General features: G+C 73.5%; 15 protein-coding genes. 3 read left to right on the forward strand and 12 right to left on the reverse strand.

Translation table 11 applies throughout. The annotated features are described in order from the left end of the window. Positions 1 to 118: 118 nt before the first annotated feature. Genes ACFPYL_RS19880 through ACFPYL_RS19910 form a run of 7 tightly spaced genes read right to left on the reverse strand, consistent with a single transcriptional unit; the run spans position 119 to position 8,822 of the window. The gene (locus ACFPYL_RS19880) at positions 119 to 1,201 is read right to left on the reverse strand and encodes a glycosyltransferase family 4 protein (RefSeq protein ID WP_379158419.1); all 1,083 of its coding nucleotides are present in this window, start codon (positions 1,199 to 1,201) and stop codon (positions 119 to 121) included. After that, positions 1,201 to 2,334 carry a glycosyltransferase family 4 protein gene (locus ACFPYL_RS19885; protein WP_379158422.1) on the reverse strand — a complete coding sequence of 378 codons (1,134 nt, stop codon included), beginning with the start codon at positions 2,332 to 2,334 and terminating at the stop codon, positions 1,201 to 1,203. The genes ACFPYL_RS19880 and ACFPYL_RS19885 overlap by 1 nt, the downstream gene beginning before the upstream one ends. Further along, positions 2,331 to 3,662, reverse strand: a complete 1,332-nt coding sequence (locus ACFPYL_RS19890; protein WP_379158425.1) for an O-antigen ligase family protein — start codon at positions 3,660 to 3,662, stop codon at positions 2,331 to 2,333. The genes ACFPYL_RS19885 and ACFPYL_RS19890 overlap by 4 nt, the downstream gene beginning before the upstream one ends. Then, on the reverse strand, positions 3,659 to 4,480 hold the full coding sequence (locus tag ACFPYL_RS19895) for a polysaccharide deacetylase family protein (protein WP_379158427.1): 822 nt from the start codon (positions 4,478 to 4,480) through the stop codon (positions 3,659 to 3,661). Before ACFPYL_RS19895 ends, ACFPYL_RS19890 begins: the two co-directional genes overlap by 4 nt. Beyond that, complete coding sequence (locus tag ACFPYL_RS19900) at positions 4,477 to 7,332, reverse strand: oligosaccharide flippase family protein (protein WP_379158430.1); 2,856 nt, start codon at positions 7,330 to 7,332, stop codon at positions 4,477 to 4,479. Before ACFPYL_RS19900 ends, ACFPYL_RS19895 begins: the two co-directional genes overlap by 4 nt. A 10-nt stretch (positions 7,333 to 7,342) precedes the next feature. Continuing rightward, on the reverse strand, positions 7,343 to 8,086 hold the full coding sequence (locus tag ACFPYL_RS19905; protein WP_379158433.1) for an FxLYD domain-containing protein: 744 nt from the start codon (positions 8,084 to 8,086) through the stop codon (positions 7,343 to 7,345). A gap of 28 nt (positions 8,087 to 8,114) precedes the next feature. Then, on the reverse strand, positions 8,115 to 8,822 hold the full coding sequence (locus ACFPYL_RS19910) for a hypothetical protein (RefSeq protein WP_379158436.1): 708 nt from the start codon (positions 8,820 to 8,822) through the stop codon (positions 8,115 to 8,117). 184 nt (positions 8,823 to 9,006) lie between these two features. On the opposite strand from ACFPYL_RS19910, the gene ACFPYL_RS19915 reads away from it, so the two are divergent. Beyond that, positions 9,007 to 10,029, forward strand: coding sequence for a GNAT family N-acetyltransferase (locus tag ACFPYL_RS19915; RefSeq protein WP_379158439.1), 1,023 nt, complete (start codon positions 9,007 to 9,009; stop codon positions 10,027 to 10,029). Here the strand turns inward: ACFPYL_RS19915 and ACFPYL_RS19920 are convergent. From ACFPYL_RS19920 to ACFPYL_RS19940, 5 genes are read right to left on the reverse strand one after another with little or no spacing between them, the layout of a single operon-like run. Beyond that, the gene (locus tag ACFPYL_RS19920; RefSeq protein WP_379158442.1) at positions 9,998 to 10,906 is read right to left on the reverse strand and encodes a JmjC domain-containing protein; all 909 of its coding nucleotides are present in this window, start codon (positions 10,904 to 10,906) and stop codon (positions 9,998 to 10,000) included. The two genes, ACFPYL_RS19915 and ACFPYL_RS19920, sit on opposite strands and share 32 nt — an antisense overlap. A gap of 39 nt (positions 10,907 to 10,945) precedes the next feature. Continuing rightward, a complete protein-coding gene (locus tag ACFPYL_RS19925; protein WP_379158445.1) occupies positions 10,946 to 11,863 on the reverse strand; it encodes an aminoglycoside phosphotransferase family protein in 918 nt (305 codons plus the stop codon). Beyond that, positions 11,860 to 12,354, reverse strand: a complete 495-nt coding sequence (locus tag ACFPYL_RS19930) for a GNAT family N-acetyltransferase (protein ID WP_379158448.1) — start codon at positions 12,352 to 12,354, stop codon at positions 11,860 to 11,862. The genes ACFPYL_RS19925 and ACFPYL_RS19930 overlap by 4 nt, the downstream gene beginning before the upstream one ends. After that, positions 12,351 to 14,222, reverse strand: coding sequence for a translation elongation factor 4 (gene lepA / locus ACFPYL_RS19935; RefSeq protein ID WP_379158451.1), 1,872 nt, complete (start codon positions 14,220 to 14,222; stop codon positions 12,351 to 12,353). The genes ACFPYL_RS19930 and lepA overlap by 4 nt, the downstream gene beginning before the upstream one ends. A gap of 34 nt (positions 14,223 to 14,256) precedes the next feature. After that, a complete protein-coding gene (locus tag ACFPYL_RS19940) occupies positions 14,257 to 14,895 on the reverse strand; it encodes a TMEM175 family protein (protein WP_379158454.1) in 639 nt (212 codons plus the stop codon). 28 nt (positions 14,896 to 14,923) lie between these two features. Here ACFPYL_RS19940 and ACFPYL_RS19945 point away from each other — a divergent pair, with 28 nt between their 5' ends. Both ACFPYL_RS19945 and rpsT read left to right on the forward strand, forming a co-directional pair. Continuing rightward, positions 14,924 to 15,898 (forward strand): phosphotransferase, encoded by a 975-nt coding sequence (locus tag ACFPYL_RS19945; protein ID WP_379158457.1) that lies wholly within the window; start codon positions 14,924 to 14,926, stop codon positions 15,896 to 15,898. Positions 15,899 to 16,040: 142 nt separating this feature from the next. Beyond that, on the forward strand, positions 16,041 to 16,301 hold the full coding sequence (gene rpsT / locus ACFPYL_RS19950) for a 30S ribosomal protein S20 (RefSeq protein ID WP_379158460.1): 261 nt from the start codon (positions 16,041 to 16,043) through the stop codon (positions 16,299 to 16,301). Positions 16,302 to 16,351: the final 50 nt, after the last annotated feature.

The following is a 16,351-nucleotide window of genomic DNA, read 5'->3' on the forward strand; positions in this document are numbered from 1 at the left end:
CGTCCGCGCGAGATCGTCGCGCGGCTCCGGGTCTCCCCGACCTTGCTCGTCCGTCGACGCCGGCGATGGGCCGGCCGAACCTGCGGACATTTGGTTTAACGCGACAACAAAAGATTGGTCACGAGGTTCTCCTCCCTTTCTGCACGTCTTCGTAGACGAGTGCGTAACCGGACTGCATCCGCGACGACGAAAACCGTTGCGACGCGACCTCTCGACCGGCGGTGGCCAGCGTGCGGTAGCGGTCCTGGTCCTCCAGCACCCGTCGTACGGCGGCGGCGAAGGCCTCCGGGCGCTGCCCGTCGACCAGCTCGACGACGTCGGCACCGAGCTGCGGGATACCGCCCACGGCGCTCGCCACCACCGGTACCCCGGCCGCCATCGCCTCGAGCACCGCCATCGGCAGTCCCTCCCGGTCGCTCGGCAGCGCCACGACGTCGGCGGCCGCGAGCAACCGGTCGACGTCGCGCCGGTCGCCGAGGAACCGGACCCGGTCCCCCAACGAGGCCGCGCGCAGCTCGAGCCCGGCCCGGTCGGCGCCGTCACCCGCGAGGACGAGGGTCGCGCCGGGAACGTCGGCCCAGGCGTCGACGAGCAGGTCGACCCGTTTGGGAGCCGCCAGCCGCGCGATGCAGAGCACGACGGGCGTCGTTGCGGTGATTCCGAGCTCCCTGCGCACCTCGTCGGAGCCACCGGGCCGGAAGACCGGCGCGGGCACGGCGTTCTCGACGACGTGCAGCCGGCTCTCGTCGACGCCGGCGCGGACCAGACGGTCGGCGACGTCGTCCGACACCGCGACGACGGCGTCGCAGACCCGCAGGACCTGCGCCGCACGGCGGTAGTCGGGGTCGGCGAGTCCGTGGACGGTCGTGACCAACGGCGGCCGGACGCGGCGGCCCACCCGGGTCGCCAGGTGCGCGGCCACGGTCGCCCGGACGTTGTGGGCGTGCACGACGTCGACCGGCCGCGCCGAGATCTCTCGACGCAGCCGGGCGACCGCGCGGGCCAGGGGCACGGGCCCGCTCTCCCGCAGCGGCACCTCGAGGGTGCAGACCCCCGCGACCGCGAGAGCGTCGGCCCGCCACCCGCCGCTGCTGGCCACGGATGCCTCATGGCCGGTGGCGACCAGGTGCTCGACCAGGTCGGTCACCACCCGCTCGGCTCCGCCCGAGCCCATCTCGGCGATCACGGTCAGTGCGCGCATCAGTCAGCCTCCCGGCTCTTCGCGTAGCTGGCGAGCAGTCCGTCGACGCAGTGGTCGAGCGTGTATCCGTCCACGACCCGCTGCCGGGCCGACGCACCCATCCGGCGGCGGAGGTCGGGGTCGTCCGCCAGGCTGCCGAGGGCCGCAGCGACCGCAGCCCCGTCGCCGGCCGGGCAGAGCACTCCGTCGACGCCGTCGCGGACCACCTCCGGCACCCCGCCGACGGCGGTCGCCACCACCGGGAGACCGCTGGCCATCGCCTCGAGGAGGGAGAGCGGGCAGTTCTCGGCGTCCGAGGTCAGCACGTAGAGGTCGGCCCGGGACAGCGCGCCGGCCGGGTCGTCGACCCACCCGGCGAGCTCGACCCGGCCGGTGAGGTCGGGCGTCGCGCACCGGCGCTCGACGTCCGCACGCAGTGGTCCGTCGCCGACCACGACCAGCCGCAGGCCGGGGACCGCCGCGACGGCGTCGAGCAGCAGGTCGGTCCGCTTCACCGCGGCCAGGACCCCGACCCACACGGCCGACGGCCGAGCGTCGTCGCGCGTGGCCGTCGCGGCGAACCGGGCGGGGTCGACCCCGTTGGGCACCACGTCGACGATCCCCCGGGGGAGCCCGACGTGCTCGACGGCGTACGCCGCGACCGCCTGGCTCGGCACCACGACCCGGCCGCCGCCCCAGCGGGTGATCGCCCGCTCGCCGGTGAGGTAGTACCACCGGTCACGGCGTCGCCGGGCCGCCGCGCGGGCGTTGCCGGCGACCAGGTCGGACAGCCCGTCGGCGACGCCGTGCAGCGTGTAGACGACGCCGACGCGACGGTCGCGGGCTCGCAGGGCGGGCGCCAGGCCGCGCCCGAGCCACCCCGCCCGGCGGTCCTGGAGATGGACGACGTCGGGCCGCAGCCGGCGCAGCTGACGGGCGCTCGCCAGCCCGCCCCGGAGGTCGCGCTTGGAGACGACGGGGACGTCGTGCCAGGTGACGCCCCGGGCGCGCGCCTCGTCCGTGCGGGGCGTGATCGGCCCGACGACGTGGCTGTCGTGGCCGCGCGCGGCCAGGCCGATCGCGACCTCGGCGGCGTGCTCCGCCGGCCCACCCGTCGTCTGGGTGGTGACCTGGACGATCCGCAGCGCGCTCACCGTGTCTCCTCCGCGGTGCCGGTCTGGGCGGCCACGCCGACGGCGAGCGCGCAGAGGAGCCACATGGGCAGGTAGTACTGCTCGGTGACGAAGGTGGCCGAGGCGGCCGTGCCGACCAGGGCCACGCACACCGCCGCCGCGACCGGGTCGCGGCGGCGCCGCCAGACCGACCACGCCTGGGCGAACGCGACGGCGAGCATCCCCACGAAGGCGAGGAAGCCGAGCACGCCGAGCTCGCTCGACAGCTCGAGCCAGGTGTTGTGGGCGACGTCGAGGGGATGGTTGACGTCGTCGGGCAGGGAGCTGAGGAAGTCGCGGTGGTGCAGCGCGAACGCGCCCGGCCCCATCCCCAGGACCGGGTGCTCGACCGTCATCTGGGCCGCGGCCGTCCACAGGTCCAGCCGCTCCGAGACGTTCTGCGCGGCCACGAAGTCCTTCTGCTGGAGGCTCACCGAGACCAGGCCGGGGAACGCCACCGCCACCAGTCCGGCCGCCATCGACACGACCGCCACCAGGGCCACCGCGCCGCGGAGCCGGACCATGCCCGCGCCGACGGCGAGCACCGCCATCACCGCCAGACCGACCAGGGCGCCGCGGGAGAGCGTGCCGAGCGTGGCGACCAGCACGACGACGGTCGCCACGTCCCACGGCCAGGCGCGACGGGTGGTCCGACGTACGGCGAGCCCGAGGGCGACCGCCGGGAGCAGGAAGAACGCGAAGTCGTTGGGGTCGCCGATCGGACCCCCGACCCGCCGGTCGGCGCCGAGTGCGAACGTGAGCAGCCCGCAGCCGGCCGCGACGGTCGAGGCCACGACGTACACCTGGGAGAGACGCACGGGCCGCAGGCCACCCCGGAGCGCGTCGGCGAGCACGAAGAGCACGCCGAGGAAGCCGACGTAGCGCAGCAGCACGTCGCGACCGGCGGCCCCGTTGTTGTGCAGGGCGGTCGCCAGCAGGAGCACCACGACGAACGCCAGGGCGGCCACCAGCACCGGGCTGCGAGGTGCGTGGTGCAGCCGGCCCTGGCAGCGACGGATCACCCACGCGACCACCAGCAGCAGCGCGAGGCCCTTCACCACGCCCGGTCCGACGTGGGCGACGTAGTCCTCGAAGACCGAGACCGCCACTAGGGCGAGCGCGACCCACTCCAGCCGGAGGACGACCGCGGCACCGACCACGAGCGCGAGGCCGCCGAGCAGCACCGGGAACGGCGCGAACCCGGCGAGGGCGCCGAGCACGAGGGCCGCCGCGAGCGGGACGACGACCGTCCAGGCGGTACGCCGCGGCGGCGCCGTCCGGCGGGTGGACCCCGTCGCCGTCGCGCTCACCACGCCGGTCCCCGACGTCGGCGCCAGGTGTCGAGCGGCCGCAGCACCGTGTAGGCGCCGTCGAGCACCAGGCGCAGGTCCTCCGGCTCGGTCGGCACGAACGCACGGCGCAGCGACAGGAGCGGGGTCCGTGTCGTGTTGAGGCCACGGTCCACGGTGATCGCGACGCGGTAGCCCGCCGCGTCGGCGGCCGCACGTACGGCGGGCGTCCAACCGCCGGTCGGGTAGGCGAGCGAGCGCACCGGCCGGCCGAGCAGGTCCTCGAGGGCCGCCCGCGAGTCCACGAGCTCGCGCTCGACCGCCGCGGCGTCGAGCCCGGGCAGCCACGGGTGCGACACGGTGTGCGACCCGATGTCGAGCCCGTCGGCGGCGACGGCCAGGAGCTCGTCGGACCGGACCAGGCGGTGCCGGTCGTGGTGGGGCTCGTGCTCGTCCCAGCCGAACCGCAGGTCACCGGTCAGGTAGCCCGAGACGACGAACATGGTGGCCGGCAGGCCACGCTCACGCAGGATCGGCCACGCGGTCTCGACGACGCTCGCGTAGCCGTCGTCGAAGGTCAGGACGACGGCGCGGTCCGGGAGGCAGCCGCGCTCGAGCCCGTCGACCGCCGCGTCGAGCGACAGCACCTGGGCGCCCCACGCCTCGAGCGTGTCGAGGTGGCGCCGGAAGTCGTCGACACCGGTCGAGAGTCCCTCGGCCTGCCGCCCGTCCACGCGGTGCCAGCCGATCACGGTCAGCCCGGGCGCGGCCGCCAGCCGGCGTACGCCGGTCGCGACCGGGCGCGCGACGGTGCCGAGCATCCGGACGCCGCTCTTCACGACGTCCTCCTCAGCAGCGCGCCGGCCTCGCGGAGGTGCTGGCGGTCGAGCACCCAGACCGTCGCGGCGTACGCGACCACGCCGGCCGCGCCCACGCCGACGAGGCCGACGAGCGACGGGTCCGCGACCCCCAGGACCTGGCGCAGCACCAGCACGACGGCCGCCATCACCCCCACGCCGACGAGCGCCGGCCGCAACGACGACACCAGGCGACGCAGGGAGAAGCCGGTCACGTACAGGCGGGCGAACGCGAGCGCGACGAGAGAGATCACCGACACCACTGCGACCTGGCCGATCGCCACCGCGGTGATGCCGTGCGGCGCCAGCACGAGCAGTGCGACGAAGAGGAGGACCAGGTGGCACAGCCGCAGGCACATCGAGGTCGTCGGGCGGCCGGCGGCGTTCAGCGAGGTCTGCACGAGCTGGCCGACGCTGAGCAGGGCGGCGTACACGGCGAGCCAGGCCACGACCGGGACGCCCGGTCGCCACTTGTCGCCGAGCAGCACCAGGTGGTCGGCGAAGAGCGCGAGCCCGAGGCAGATCGGGGCGACCAGGGTGAGGGCGGCGGTCATCACCGTGACCGCGGCCCGCCCGAGGTCGGGGCCTCGTTGGCGGCACAGGTAGGGGAACGCGGCGCCGGACATCACCACGACGACCATCAGGTAGGGCATGAAGGCGAGCCGGAACGCCAGCGAGTACTGACCGAGCGCCTCGCCGCCGAGCACCCGCGAGACGATCAGGTAGTCGACGTTGAGCTGCACGAGCTCGAGCAGGTTCGCGCCGGCGTACGGTCCGCCGTACGAGAGCAGGCCGCGGGCGTCCTCGAGGTTCCAGCCGGGCAGGACCGGCGGGTGCACGACCCACGCCAGGACCATGGTCAGGCTCGCCTGGACGATCTGTCCGACCACCAGCGCCATCACGCCGTGGCCCTGGGTCGCCAGGGTGATCGCGACGACCGCGCCCACCACCGACGAGGTCGTGTCGGGGATGATCCGGCGGACGAAGGCGAGGCGACGCCGCAGCAGCTCGTTGGTCACGGCGGCGACGGCGAGGAACGGCAGTGTCACCGTGAGCCCGCGGATCACGGCGGTCCCGCCGTCGGCCGCGTGGAACGCCGACGCCATCCAGGGGGCCGCGAGCCAGAGCAGCGCGGCGAGGGCCAGGCCCATGCCGACACCGACGGTCACCGCCGTCCGGGCCGCCCGGGCCACGTCGCCGCGCCAGTAGACGAGGGCGCTGGCGGTCCCGAGGCTGGTCACCACCGCGGAGACGTTGGCGACCAGCGTGCCGAGGGCGACGACACCGAGCGCCGAGGGCGCCAGCATCGCGGCGAGCGTCAGCAGCACGACGGTCTGCGAGGCCTTGACCACGACCCCGTTGGTGGCCAGCCACAGTGCGCCCCGCGCCGTCCGGGCAGCCTCGACGCTCGGCGGCTCGGGCAGGACCGGATCGGGTGGGATGGTCGCAGGTCGCGGAGCTCGGCCGTCCAGCGCGCGTCCGACGGCGGCGAGGTGCCGGTCGAGCAGGTCCTGGCCGAGGTCGTGCATCGACCGGTTGCGGAGGTAGAGCACGACCGCCGCGACCGCCAGGGCCCGGCGTTCCGGCCGGTCCCACTCGACCCACGGCCGACCGGCGACCGACGTCCCGGGCAGCTCGTCGTCCACCAGCCGGAGCAGGCACTCGCTCACCAGGTCGTCCGAGCCGGCGGTCTCCCGCAGGGCGCGGACCAGCAGGGCGTCGAGACCGAGCGGGGCGTCGGGGCCGGCGTTGTCCCAGTCGATGACCGTGGCGACGTCGCGGTCGAGCAGCACGTTGCCCGGCCAGAGGTCGCCGTGGCACCACCCGGTCGGCAGCCCGGCGTCGAGGACGTCCATCGCGGCCGCGAGACGCGCCCGCTGCTCAGGGGGTACGACGTGGGCGCGGTCGCACCATCGTGCCGACCAGCCGGCGTCGGTCCGTCCGGTCTCGTGGGCACCGAGCACCTCGGCGAGCCGGCCGGCGGCCGCCCACTGCCGCTCCGGGGCCGGCCACGGCCACGCGGCACGGCGTCGTGGGACCCACTCGGTCGCCACCCACGGCCGACCGGCGGTCTCGCCGTCGGCGTCGACGACGGGCAGGAACGGGCGTGCGTCGGGCACCTCGCGCCGGACCCGCGACGCCACGTCGATCTCGCGACCGGGGTCGGTGAGCGACAGCCGGACGGCCAGGTCGCCCTGGCCGGTCCGAACGCGCAGCACGGCGTGGCCGGCCGTGATCACGCCGACCAGCTCGCCCGGCCGGCCGGTGGCCTCGGCGAGGTCGCGCACGACCTCGTCGGCCAGGGTCGGCCGGTCCCCTGTCACGTCGAGCCGGGGCACGGCGGTGCCTCGACCGACCGAGAGCCCCAGCCACCGGCGGAGCCAGGGCACCGGACCGGTCGGCATGTGCACCGGCCAGGAGCGGCGCCAGACCAGCTCCGGGCTCTCCGCACCGGGATAGAGGAGGTAGGGGCCGCTGTCGCCGACCACTGCCACGGCCCCGTCGGGTGCAGCGAGCAGGGCGAGGGCGTCCGCGTCGTACCGACGTCCGTCGACGACGACCAGCCCGGCGGAGCCGGCCGCCAGCGGCACCCGTACGCCGTCCCACCGGACCAGCCGTGACGGGTCGGGCCAGCCGCCGGTCGTCCCGCCCTCGGTCAGCGCGAACGCCCCGGGGAACGCGGCCTGCAGGTGGGGCGCGAGGTCGTCCCCGAGCGCCAGCACCACCGGCCCGTCGACGGTCGCGGGGAGCAGCACGGCGAACGCCGCCAGACGGTCCCCGACGGTCCAGTGCGGAGCGTCGACGCGCGCGTCGGAGGCGGAGGCGGGGCGCATGAGGAGCGGGTCAGCCCACCCGTGCGGGGCCGGCACAGTTCAGGGCGGTCCCGTCGGGGTCGTCCGAGACGGGATGGATGACGACCTCCTTCACCGTGGTGCCGTCCGGGACCGGGTGCAGCAGCTGCATCGCGATCTGGTGGTCACCGCGCGAGAAGCAGTACCACCGGCCGGCGACGACGGCGAGGAAGTCACCGTCGGCGCCGTACAGGAACGCCTGCACGCTGGCCTGCTCCACCATCGGTCCCGCGTTGCGGACGTCGGCCACGACGACCGCACCGCGCCCGTTGCCGTCGAGGCGGAGCGGATGGGCAGTCAGCGTGTTCGCCGTCGGCTCGTCCGCAGCGGCCCAGGAGACCTCGCGGTAGGCGACGTCGACCCGCTCGATCCGGTCGGCGTCGTCACCGATGTCGACGTAGAAGCCGAACTCCTCGCCCGGCGGCAGGTCCGTCACGGCGCAGCAGGTCCCGGTCGGGGACTCGAGGGTCGAGGCGACGAGCACGTCGTTGTCGTCGCGCGCGGTGATCACGGCGGCGGCACTGCGCAGCGTGCGGTCCGTGGTGTTGCGGACCACGACGGAGAGCATCCCGTCGACGACCCCCCAGGTCTGGGTCACCAGGATCGGCCGCGCCGTGGCCTCGGGCGAGGACGTGACCTCGTCGGGACCGCCACCGACCTTGCTCGAGACACCGGTGCAGCCCGCGCCGCCGATCGCGACGGCGATCAGCACCACGAACGTCGTGACGGTACGCATGGTCCCCCTCGTGCTGGTGTCGGCGCGCTCAGGTCTGCGAGGCGCGGAAGAGCCACCCGAGCGGGCGTGCCTCGGTGTCCTCCGGCTTCGCCTCGGAGGTGACCCCGGTGGCCGGCTCGACCTCGGTCTGCTCGGCCTCGGTCTGCTCGGCCTCGACGGTGTCGGCGTCCGCGACCGGCGTCTGCTGCTCGAGGACCGCAGGCGTCGTCGTCTCGAGCTCGGCAGGCCCGTTGCGCAGCTCGTCCAGCGAGCGCAGCACCTCGGCCACGGTGGCGACGGCGCCCTCGAGGCTCGGAGCCAGGCGGGTCAGGCCGTCCTGCGCGCTGTCGAGCGCGCCCGCGGACCGGCTGCGGAACTCCTCGATCTCGGCACGGCCGGCAGCGACGACCTCGTCGCGGATGCGCGCGCGCTCCTCCTCGGTGTGGCGCTGCAGGTCGTCGGCCTCGTGGTAGGCGCGGGCCAGGATCCCGTCCGCGCGCTCCCTGGCCTCCGCGGCGAGCGTGTCAGCGGCCTCGCGCGCCTCGTCCACCAGCTGGGTCGCGAGGGCCTCGGCCTCCGCAACGATGGCGTCGGCGTTCTCGGCTGCAGCCCGACGGAGCCTGCTCGCCTCGGCCAGCATCTCCTCGGCCTCGCGTTGGGCGCCGAGCCGGGTGCGCATGTCCTGAGCCCGCTCGGTCGTGCTCGCGGTGCTGCTCGTCGCGGTCGTCGATGACGGTACGGACGGGTCCTTGGGCATGCCTGACGATCCCCCTGTGCGGATGACGTGATCCGCCCGACCTGCCAGCGTGGCCCCGAGAAGAGGCTGCGCGGATATCTAACGGACGTCAGGTGCCCGATGGTGAAAGGGTTCAAACGCTGTGGTTCTCCTGTGCGACGAACGGTCGCCCCCCGGAGACGCGGCTGTGGCCTAGGGTCAGCCCGTGCCGGGATCACTGCGAGTCGAGACCCGGCAGCGGCTCGACGGGCGCCGCGCTGCGTGGGACGGGCTCGTCGCCGACCAGCCCGTCCCCTCCCCGTTCCTGCGGTCGTGGTGGCTCGAGGGCGTCGCGCCGACGGACACGACGTTCGTGCTGGTGCTCGACGGCGAGCGCCTCGTCGGGGGCCTCGCCCTCCAGGAGCTCCGCGGCACCGGCGTACGACGGTGGACCGCGCCGGGAGCGACGGTGCTGTGCCCCGACCACCTCGATGCCCTGGCCGCCCCGGGGCACGAGACGGCCGTCGTCGACGCCCTCCGCGGGTGGCTTGCGAGGCCGGGGCAGCGGATCCTCGACCTGCGCGGGGTCGCCGAGGACGCCCTGCTCCCGCGCGCGGTCGGGGCCGGGGCCGAGCAGGCGGACGTCGCGCCGTTCCAGCCGCTGCCCGCACCTCCGGACACCTACCTGGCCGGGCGGTCGGCGAACTTCCGGCGCAGCGTGCGCCGCGCCGAGCGACGCCTCGCGAGCGCGGGGATCGGGCATCACCGGGTCCCGCTCGCCGAGCTGCCGGCCGCGTTCGAGGCGTTCGCGTCCCTGCAACGTGGGCGGGACGGCCGGGGGCCGCTGCTGGCCGAGCTGCCCACGCTCGAGCGCGCCCTGACGGCGGGTGTCGCGGCCGGCGAGGCCCGAGTCGACGTGCTGGCCTCGGCGTCCGGTGCCGTCGCCGTGTCGTTCGCCTTCGTCGTCGCGAACCGGCTGAGCCTCTACCAGGTGGCCCGATCGCTCGACGGCGCGCACGACGGCGCCGGGAACGTGCTGCTCGTCGCGGTCATCGAGGACGCGCTCACCGCCGGTTGCCACGAGGTCGACCTGCTGCGCGGCGCCGAGGGGTACAAGGCGTCCTTCGCCGACCGGTCCCGCGTCGTCGGGCGCCTGCGGGTCGCCCACGGCGCGGCGGCGCGGGCCCAGCTCGCGGCGGAGGACGCGGCCCGGCGGGTCAGTGCGAGGCTGAGGTCTCGGGGCCCTTGACCCGACGCTTCGCCGCGCCGTACGCGCGCATGAACGTCACCTTCGCCCGGTCCCGCACGGGGGCCTCGCCGTACGTCCGCGGCGACAGGCCGCGCCGTCGGAGCCGCTCGTTGAAGGCCTGGACCATCGACTCGTCGGCGTTGTCGCGGTTGAAGAACGTCACCGTCAGCGACAGGGACGTCGCGTCACCGTTGGCGATCCAGTGCGGCGTGTACGGCGGGATGTAGGCCCCCTGGCCCGGCCCCAGCTCGAGCTCGAGAGTCTGCTCGGGCAGGGTGTCGAGCCGACCGAAGGAGCCGTTCCAGTAGCGGTGGACCTCGCGCTCACGGTCCTCCGTGCTCGAGAACCGGCCGAACCCGAGACGCCGGTGCCCCTCGAGCTGGAGCAGGAAGCTGTGCTCGATGTCGAAGTGCGCCGCGGTCACCGAGCCCGGTGAGCTGGCGAACACGAAGCCCATCCGACGCTTCATCGTCCGGGGGTCGAGGCCGGCGCCGGCCGCCATCCCCTCGAGCACCTGGTCCACCAGGTCCCGGTAGGTCTCGGACTGCTCGATGTTGAGCAGGGTGAACCACGAGTCGTTGGCCGCCAGCGCGCGGATCTGGTCGGAGACGGCGACGACCTCGAGCGTCGTGCCGGCGCCGGCGTCGGCGGAGACCAGCGGCTTCTGTGCCTGCTCCGCGGAGATCGAGCCGGCACCGAGCTCGTCGCCGAGCCGTGCGATCGACTCCAGGGACAGGCGTGGGTCGCCGCTGAGTCCGTGCGGGAACGGCGTCGGTCTGCGCTGCTGCAGGGCAGCGAGGAACGAATGGTCGACCACGGGCCACGGCGTGCTGTTCATCAGTCCCCCGACATCGGTGGCGCGTGCCGAGTCACGCATGAGTGACTGAAACGTTTCCGAGAGCCGGAGATCTGAAACCTAGTCCTGAACCGCCTTGGCGATCGTCACGCACTGGGTGAGGTAGTCGTCCGTCGACGTCTGCCGCCGGGTGCCGGGCGGGTCCTGGAGGCGCCAGAGCGCGTTGACCATCATCCGCACGACCACCCAGTCGCGTGCCCGGCGCTCGTCGAACCCGGCGACGTCGACGAGGGTGTGGAAGCGCAGGCGGACGCCGTCGCGGACCCCGCGCGGGGCGGACGCCAGCTCGTCCCAGCGGTTCCACAGCATCGGCGCGACCTCGTAGTGCGGGTCGCCGTCCAGCGGCTTCGGGTCGATCGCCAGCCAGGGCTCGCGGTCGCCGGCGAGCACGTTCGCGTAGTGCAGGTCGGTGTGGATCATCCGGCCCGTGCTCGCCTCGTCGCGGCTCAGGTCGCGCCCGAGGGACGCGGCCTGCTCGACCAGCCGGCGCGGCAGCGGCGCGTCCCGCGGCAGGGCGTCGAGCTCCGCGGCCCAGCGCTCGGCGTACGACGTGAGGCTGCGGAGCTGCGGCGGTGCGGGGACGTGCAGGCGGCCGTAGAGCGCGCCGACGACCTCGCACGCCTCGACGTCCCACAGGTCGCCGAGGTCCTCGCGGTGCAGCCGCTCAAGCAGCAGCGCGAACCGGCGCGGGTCGGCGCGCAGCAGCTGTACGGCGCCGAGGCCGTGCCAGTGCTGGAGTGCGAGGTGCTCGTGCTCGGCCTCAACGTGCGGCCAGCCGACCTTGAGCACGGCCGGGCGTCCCGCCGGGGTGTGCACCGGGACGACGACCGCGCCGTACCCGTGGGTCGGCTCGCCGTCGACGGTGAGCTCCCACTCCCCCACCAGGTCGGCGACCAGCGCCGGCAGCCGGTCGAGGAACGCGACCCACTCCGGTCCACGCGCGGCGTACGCCAGGAAGGTCTCGGGCAGCGCGATCACGGCCGGCGGATCCAGTGGTCCGGGGCGACCTCGGGCTTGCCGGGCACCGGCTCCTCGGTCTCGACCCAGGCGTCACCCCACGCCTCGGTGGCGACGACCCGCCAGAACGCCGCGGCGCGGTCGTTGCCGCCCTGGAAGGGGACCGCCCACCCGCCCGGGTGGCGGGACATCACGTCGAGCGCGAAGCGGCGGCCGAGGCCGCCACGACGCGCGGCCGGGACGACGAAGAACGCCTGCATCACGCAGGTACCGGATCCGACTCCGCGCACCGTCGCGAACGCCACCGGCGCCTCCTCACCCGTGTTGGGGTGCGGCTGCCAGACCAGGTAGCCGACGCCGTCGGGCTGGGGGTGCTCGTCGAGCCACTCGTGCCGGTAGCGGCCGTCGGCGTACGGGAACCCGTTGACGATCGCGCCCAGGTCGTGGCGGAAGTCCTGCCACAGCCAGGCGACGATCTCCCACTCGTCGTCGGCGACCGGCCGGACGATCACTTCTTGGTCTTCTCCGAGGGCTGCGTCGTCGAGAGCGCGGCGACGAACGCCTCCGGCGGCACCTCGACGGTCCCGATGTTCTTCATCCGCTTCTTGCCGGCCTTCTGCTTCTCGAGCAGCTTGCGCTTGCGGGTGATGTCGCCGCCGTAGCACTTGGCGAGCACGTCCTTGCGGATCGCGCGGATGTTCTCGCGCGCGATCACGCGGGCGCCGATGGCGGCCTGGATCGGCACCTCGAACTGCTGGCGCGGGATGAGCTCCTTGAGCTTGCCGGCCATCATCACGCCGTAGGCATACGCCGCGTCACGGTGCACGATCGCCGAGAACGCGTCGACCGCCTCGCCCTGGAGGAGGACGTCGACCTTGACCAGGTCGGCGGCCTGCTTGCCCGACCGCTCGTAGTCGAGCGACGCGTAGCCCTTGGTCCGCGACTTGAGCTGGTCGAAGAAGTCGAAGACGATCTCGCCCATCGGCAGCGTGTAGCGCATCTCGACGCGGTCCTCAGACAGGTAGTCCATGCCCTGCAGCGATCCGCGCTTGGTCTGGCAGAGCTCCATGATCGTGCCGATGTAGTCGCTCGGCGAGAGGATCGTCGCCTTCACGACGGGCTCGCGGACCTCGGCGATCTTGCCCTCGGGGAACTCGCTCGGGTTGGTGACCTCGCGCTCGGTGCCGTCCTCCATCAGGACCTCGTAGACCACGTTGGGGGCCGTGGAGATGAGGTCGAGGCCGAACTCCCGCTCCAGCCGGTCGCGGGTGATCTCCATGTGCAGCAGGCCCAGGAAGCCGATCCGGAACCCGAAGCCGAGGGCACCGGAGGTCTCCGGCTCGAAGGTCAGCGCCGCGTCGTTGAGCTGGAGCTTCTCGAGCGCCTCGCGCAGGTCACCGAACTGGTCGCCGTCGATCGGGTAGAGACCGGCGTACACCATCGGGTTGGGGTGCTTGTAGCCGCCGAGCGCGTCGGTGGCGCCGCCGTGCTGGGTGGTGACCGTGTCACCGACCCGGGACTGGCGGACGTCCTTCACGCCGGTGATCAGGTAGCCGACCTCGCCGACGCCGATCTTGTCGGCCTTGACCTGCTCGGGGCTGATCACGCCGAGCTCGAGCAGCTCGTGGGTGGCGCCCGTCGACATCATCTTGATCCGGTCGCGGTGGGTGAGCTCGCCGTCGACGACCCGGACGTAGGTGATCACGCCGCGGTAGGTGTCGTAGACCGAGTCGAAGATCAGCGCGCGCGCCGGGGCGTCGGCGACGCCCACCGGCGGCGGGGTCTGCTTGACGATCTCGTTGAGCAGGCCGGGCACGCCGGCGCCGGTCTTGGCGCTGACCCGCAGCACGTCGTCGGGGTCGCAGCCGACCAGGCCGGCGAGCTCCGCGGCGTACTTCTCCGGGTTGGCGCCGGGCAGGTCGATCTTGTTGAGCACCGGGATGATGTGCAGGTCGGCGCCCATCGCGAGGTAGAGGTTGGCGAGGGTCTGCGCCTCGATGCCCTGGGCCGCGTCGACCAGCAGCACGGCGGCCTCGCACGCCTCGAGCGAGCGGGACACCTCGTAGGTGAAGTCGACGTGGCCCGGGGTGTCGATCATGTTGAGCACGTAGGTGCCCGGGTCGGCGGCCTCGTCGTTGTCGACCGGCACTGTCCAGGGCATCCGGACGGCCTGGCTCTTGATCGTGATGCCGCGCTCGCGCTCGATGTCCATGCGGTCGAGGTACTGGGCGCGGGCGGCCCGCTCGTCCACGACGCCGGTCAGCTGGAGCATCCGGTCGGCGAGCGTCGACTTGCCGTGGTCGATGTGCGCGATGATGCAGAAGTTGCGGATGATCGCGGGGTCGGTCTGCCCCGGGCGGGGCGCAGCAGCGTTGGGCACAGACGTCTCTCGGGTCACGTACGGGGGGGCGCCCTCATTCTCCCACAGAGGTACGCCGGTCGCCGCGTCCGCGCAGCCGCCGCCACCCGTTCGCGATCGGCCCCGCCACCAGGAGCAGCAGGATCGGGAAGTAGCTGGTCGCCGGGGTCGCGAGCGTGATCGCGAGGGCGAGCAGCAGCATGAGGACGTTGACGATCCCGACGACGGGGTCGAGGTCGTGCTCGGGGTCAGCGTCGGTCAGCTCGGGGTGGGCGCGCAGGTAGGCCTCGAAGACGGCGAGCACGAGCATCGTCGCGATCAGGGTGCCGATGTAGAGCACCTTGGTCGTCGCGTTGTCCTCGGCCTCGGCCATCAGGGCCGTCGGGAACGGGAGGAAGACGATCGTGACCGCCCACAGCATCAGCAGGTTCGCGGCCCGCTGGTCGTAGCGCACCAGGTGCCTGACGCTGTCGTGCTGGGCGAACCAGAAGCGCGACACCACGAGGAAGCTGAGCAGGAACGCCCACAGCTCCGACTTGTTCTCCCGGAGCAGCTGGTTGACCGAGTCGTACTCGTCGACGTCCGCCGTCAGCTCCACGAGCGGCAGCACCAGCAGCGTGATCGCGATCGCGACGATCGCGTCGAGGAAGGTGACGAAGCGCTCGAAGCCGCGGTCGTTATCCGGATGAACCACGGTCGCAGCGTAGTGAAGGATGGCCGCCATGCCCGCCGTACCTGTTCCGACGACGATCCCCCACGGCCGGACCGCGCGACGGCTCGAGTGGTCGCACCTGCCCCCGCAGCTGCGCGACCTCATCTCGCGCCGGTGCGGGTCGCCGGTCGTGGAGGCCGTGTCGCAAGGTGCCGGCTTCACACCCGGCTTCGCCTCGGTGCTGGTCTGCGAGGACGGGTCCCGGCACTTCGTGAAGGCCGCGTCGGTGAAGGCCCAGCGGATGTTCGCGGACGCCTACCGTGATGAGGCGCGCAAGCTCGCCCTGCTCCCGTCGACGGCGCCGGCGCCACAGCTGCTCTGGGTGTACGACGCGAACGACTGGGTCGTGCTCGGCATCGAGCACGTCGAGTCCCGGGCGCCGCGCCGCCCGTGGCGGGCCGCGGACCTGGACACCTGCGTGGCGATGACGGAGCGGCTGGCGAGCGCCCTGACTCCCCCGCCGGCCGAGCTGGCCGGAGAGTCGTTCACCGCCGAGTTCGCCGGCTGGCCGGCGTACTGGGAGCAGGTGCGGGCCGACCTGGGCCGGCTGTCCGGGCTGACCGGGATCGCCGAGCACCTCGACGAGGCCGCCGCGCTGGCAGCGCGCTTCGCGGAGGTGGCCGCCGGCGAGACCCTCGTGCACACCGACATCCGGGACGACAACCTGCTGCTGGCCGCGGACGGCCGAGTGCTGCTCTGCGACTGGAACTGGCCGGTCGTCGGCGCCGCGTGGCTGGACACGGTGTTCCTGATGATCGGCCCGCGCGGCGACGGCCTCGACGTCGACGCCGTGCTCGCGGCCGCCCCGCTGACGCGCGACGTGCCCGCCGAGTCGGTCGAGATCGTGATCGCGCTGATCACGGGCTACTTCCTGATGTCGGCGGCCCAGCCGGTGCCCCCGACCTCGCCGTACATCCGGGACGCGCAGCGGTGGCAGGGCGAGGTCTGCTGGCGCTGGCTCGCGGAGCGACGTGGCTGGCTCTGAGCGGGCCGTCCACGGTTTTGTCGGTACCGAACCCCGCTGCTAACGTTGTCCGTCGCGTCACGAGTGCCATCACCATGCTGCCAGCACCGTGCGCGGACCCCGACGTAAACGACCGAACCATCATCGACGCGAAGGCACACCAGTGGCGAACATCAAGTCCCAGATCAAGCGCAACAAGCAGGCCGAGAAGGCCCACGAGCGCAACAAGGCCGTCAAGACCGGCCTGAAGTCCGCCGTCCGCAAGTTCCGCGAGGCCGCCGAGGCCGGCGACAAGGAGCAGGCCGTCAAGCTCGGCCAGGACGCCGCCAAGAAGCTCGACAAGGCCGCCTCCAAGGGCGTCATCCACAAGAACCAGGCCGCGAACCGCAAGTCCGCGATCGCCAAGAAGGCCGCTTCGCTCTGATTCACCCGCTGCCCCTCACGGGCGGCACGTCGGTCGTTAGCTGACCCGCC

The sequence above is a fragment of the Nocardioides hankookensis genome, from assembly GCF_042658885.1.
GTDB classification, from domain to species: domain Bacteria; phylum Actinomycetota; class Actinomycetes; order Propionibacteriales; family Nocardioidaceae; genus Nocardioides; species Nocardioides hankookensis.

Excerpts from the sequence above, each read along its gene's own strand:
- ACFPYL_RS19880 (WP_379158419.1), bottom strand. The coding sequence starts at position 1,201 with ATGCGCGCACTGACCGTGATCGCCGAGATGGGCTCGGGCGGAGCCGAG.
- ACFPYL_RS19900 (WP_379158430.1), bottom strand. The coding sequence starts at position 7,332 with ATGCGCCCCGCCTCCGCCTCCGACGCGCGCGTCGACGCTCCGCACTGG.
- ACFPYL_RS19905 (WP_379158433.1), bottom strand. The coding sequence starts at position 8,086 with ATGCGTACCGTCACGACGTTCGTGGTGCTGATCGCCGTCGCGATCGGC.
- ACFPYL_RS19910 (WP_379158436.1), bottom strand. The coding sequence starts at position 8,822 with ATGCCCAAGGACCCGTCCGTACCGTCATCGACGACCGCGACGAGCAGC.
- ACFPYL_RS19920 (WP_379158442.1), bottom strand. The coding sequence starts at position 10,906 with ATGCGTGACTCGGCACGCGCCACCGATGTCGGGGGACTGATGAACAGC.
- ACFPYL_RS19945 (WP_379158457.1), top strand. The coding sequence starts at position 14,924 with ATGCCCGCCGTACCTGTTCCGACGACGATCCCCCACGGCCGGACCGCG.